Annotated in this window: 3 protein-coding genes and 2 pseudogenes; 4 read left to right on the top strand and 1 reads right to left on the bottom strand. The window is 70.5% G+C overall.

Annotation, left to right across the window (positions count from 1 at the left end):
* Both ACTWQJ_RS48915 and ACTWQJ_RS48910 read left to right on the top strand, forming a co-directional pair.
* Positions 1-489, top strand: a pseudogene (locus ACTWQJ_RS48915) (hypothetical protein); the annotation flags it as partial.
* Positions 490-833: 344 nt separating this feature from the next.
* On the top strand, positions 834-1,502 hold the full coding sequence (locus ACTWQJ_RS48910) for a class F sortase (RefSeq protein ID WP_443312813.1): 669 nt from the start codon (positions 834-836) through the stop codon (positions 1,500-1,502).
* 30 nt (positions 1,503-1,532) lie between these two features.
* Here the strand turns inward: ACTWQJ_RS48910 and ACTWQJ_RS48905 are convergent, their stop codons facing one another.
* Positions 1,533-2,366 carry a polysaccharide deacetylase family protein gene (locus ACTWQJ_RS48905; protein ID WP_443312812.1) on the bottom strand — a complete coding sequence of 278 codons (834 nt, stop codon included), beginning with the start codon at positions 2,364-2,366 and terminating at the stop codon, positions 1,533-1,535.
* Positions 2,367-2,516: 150 nt separating this feature from the next.
* Between ACTWQJ_RS48905 and ACTWQJ_RS48900 the strand changes: the two genes are divergently transcribed.
* Both ACTWQJ_RS48900 and ACTWQJ_RS48895 read left to right on the top strand, forming a co-directional pair.
* Positions 2,517-2,978, top strand: coding sequence for a universal stress protein (locus tag ACTWQJ_RS48900; RefSeq protein ID WP_129802660.1), 462 nt, complete (start codon positions 2,517-2,519; stop codon positions 2,976-2,978).
* 87 nt (positions 2,979-3,065) lie between these two features.
* Positions 3,066-3,303 (top strand): annotated as a pseudogene (locus ACTWQJ_RS48895) (amino acid permease); the annotation flags it as partial.

The raw sequence follows: 3,303 nt of genomic DNA, 5'->3' as shown, positions 1-3,303 counted from the left end.
GCCGCCATCACCCCCACCATGGCCACCATTACCGCCGAAGCCGCCGCCGCCGTTCCCGTTTCCGTTGCCTCCGAAGCCGCCACCACCCCCGCCGTTCCCGCCGTTCCCGCCGAATCCGCCGCCGTTCCCGTTTCCGCCGAAGCCGCCCCCACCCCCACCGTTGCCACCGTTACCGCCAAAGCCGCCGCCATCACCCCTACCATGGCCACCATTGCCGCCGTTACCGCCGAAGCCGCCACCGTTCCCGTTCCCGTTGCCCCCGAAGCCGCCGCCGTTGCCGTTCCCCCCGAAGCCGCCGCCGTTGCCGCCGCCGTTGTCGTTCCCGTTGCCCCCGAAGCCGCCGCCGTTCCCGTTGTCGCCCCCGTTGCCGCCGTTCCCACCGAAGCCGCCGCCGTTCCCGCCGCCGTTCGGGTCTTCCCAGGCTACGGCCGCGGGAGCGGCGAGCCCGAGGGCGGCGACGGCAGCCGCAGAGGCCGCCAGTGCACGTAGAGTTCGCATGTCTTCCTCCGCGGAAGACGCCCCGGGACCCGTCCCCGGTCGATCGGCGAGAAAGCGTCTACCAGACAGACCCTCAGTTGCCGGGGACGCGCCCGCATTTCGGCAATGGTCCGTCCTGGTGAGGCGACACGCCGGGCGAAAACCACACAATCGGATATTGCCGCAGGTCACGCGCCGTCGAAAAATTCCTGTTCGCGGCGACTCGGATGGCGCACCGGGAAGCCGCACAGGGCCACTCGTTCGTATCCGCCCCGTCGCCTGTGACTCGCGCTGGACTTAGCGTTCTCCTATGCGCGAAATGACGTGGCGACGGCCGCGTCGAGAGGGGATGGCGAATGTATGTTTCCGAGTTCGGGCCGGCCGAAGAGGAGGTGCGGCCGAGGAAGCGTGCCCCGTGGGGCGTGATAGCGCTTGTCCTGCTGACCGGTCTCGCGCTCATCCGGAACGGCTCGGGGGAGTTCAACGTGGGTCCGCCGCAGCCCGCGTCGGCGGCGGCCTCGGACGCCCGCACCGTCCCGGGCACCTTCACGAATGCCCCGTCCCCGCTGCCCTACTCCGTACCGGACCGGGTCAGGATTCCCGCCATCCAGGTCAACGCGCCCATGATGCCGGTCGGTCTGGACGCGGCCGGCTGGGTCGATGCGCCGCCGCCCGCGAACGCCAACCTGGCGGGCTGGTTCACCGGTGCCGTCGCCCCCGGCGAAAAGGGCACCGCGGTGATCGTCGGCCATGTCGACAACCACCAGGGGCCCGCCGTGTTCTACGGTCTTGGATCGCTGAAGCGGGGGAATCGGGTGGAGGTCACCCGGCAGGACAGAAGGACCGCCGTTTTCGAGATCTACAGCATCGAGGTGTTCGAGAAGAACAACTTCCCCGGCGACCGGGTCTACGGTTCCAAGGGCACGTCCGAGCTGCGGGTCATCACCTGCGGCGGCGGTTTCTCCGAGCAGAACGGCTACGACGGGAACGTGGTCGTCTTCGCCCGCATGGTCGAGGTCCGCTGACCGGGCCCCGACGGTGCGGGCGCGCGCCCCTCACACCTGGTACCGGCGTGGCACGGTGATGTGGTAGCCGGCGTCCAGCAGCTGTGGCAGATAGTCGCGCAGCGCCCGCACGCTCTGTGAGCGGTCTCCGCCGGAGTCGTGCGAGAGCACCACGACACCGGGGCCGGCGCCGTTTCGCACCCGGTCGACAATGGTGCGGGTGCCGGGTTCGATCCAGTCGAGGGAGTCGACGGTCCAGGCGAGGGGTTCCATGCCCAGTTCGGCGCCGAGTTGGAAGACCGCCCGGTTCCAGGCGCCGTAGGGGGCGCGGAACCAGCGGGGCCGCTCGCCGTACGCCTCCTCGATGATCTCGCTGGTGCGCTCCATCTCGGAGCGGATCCGACCACGGGTCAGCCCGGTCAGCAGGGGGTGGGACCAGGTGTGGTTGCCGACGACGTGCCCCTCTTCGGCCATCTCGGCGAGCAGGTCCTTGTTGTGGACGACCATCTCTCCGCACACGAAGAACATGGCGCGGACGTCGTAGGCCCGCAGGGTGCTCAGGATGTCCGGGGTGTAGTGCGGGTCGGGGCCGTCGTCGAAGGTCAGCACCATGGTGCGGCCGATTCCGGTCACCCGCAGGAGAGGTTCACTGCGTACCGGGGTCCGGCCGGAGGCGGCCGGAGGGCCGTATCCGGCGAGGGGCTGGAGGCGGTGGGCGGAGGGCTTGAGCGGGCGGCGCGCCGGGGGACCCGCCGCGGGGGCAAGCGGTGTGACCGGGTCGCTGTCGGTGCCCAGGGCAAGCAGACCGGCCGTTCCGGCCGCTCCCAGTGCGGCTGCGCCGCCCAGCACCACCCTGCGCCGCGTGAGCAACTGATCCTTCTTCATGACTCATCAGTCGCCCGGCCCACGCCCGGCGCATCTCAGCAACACCGCAGCGGCGGCAGGAAACACCCGTGCGGCCCATGACACCCCGTCCGCGGCGCCCGTCGCCTCCCGCCCGGCGTCCGGACCTGCGGCTTCCGATAGCCTCGAGCCGTGACGGAACAGCACTCGCACCAGTTCGAGCGCGGCACGGACGGCCCGAAGGTCATCCTGGTCGGCGTCGACGGCTCGGACACCTCGATGCGGGCGACGGCGTACGCCGCGGGCCTGGCCCGCAGGCAGAAGGCCCTGCTCGCCATCGTGTACGTCCAGCCGGTCATGGCGGCCGGTGCGGCGCTCGGGGCGCCGGTCGCGGCGACGACCGACGCGATCGCCGAGAACCTGGTGACGGAGATCCGGGAGGCCACCGAGCGGCTGAAGGGGATATTCGAGCTGCGCTGGGAGTTTCACACCTTCCGTGGCGATCCCTACAACGGCCTGGTCAAGGCGGCGGACGAGCTGAAGGCGGACGCGGTCGTGGTGGGCGCCTCCGAGCAGGCCGGTCACCGCTTCGTCGGCTCGGTGGCGGTGAAGCTGGTGAAAGCGGGACGCTGGCCGGTGACCGTGGTGCCGTAGGGCGTGCGTGGCGTCTTCCTTCGAGGACGCGGCTGAGCCATCATGATCCGCGGTCAGCCGGTTGCCGATCGCGAAGAGGTGAGGCGCATGGCCAGACTCCGATTGGGCGAGGGGATTCTCCGCCGCAAACCCATTGAGCACATCGAGGAGACGGAAGTCGTCGAGGGCACCCAGCTCGAACGATCCCTCGGCCTGTGGCAACTGACCGCGATCGGCGTCGGCGGCATCATCGGCGCGGGCATCTTCACCCTCGCGGGCACGGTGGCCAACGGCACGGCGGGGCCGGCGGTGCTCGTCTCGTTCCTCATCGCGGGCGTCGCGAGCG

Origin of the sequence: Streptomyces sp. KR55 (assembly GCF_052245645.1) — a bacterium.
GTDB classification, from domain to species: Bacteria; Actinomycetota; Actinomycetes; order Streptomycetales; family Streptomycetaceae; genus Streptomyces; species Streptomyces flavusporus.
This window is presented reverse-complemented; position numbering and strand designations above follow the sequence as displayed.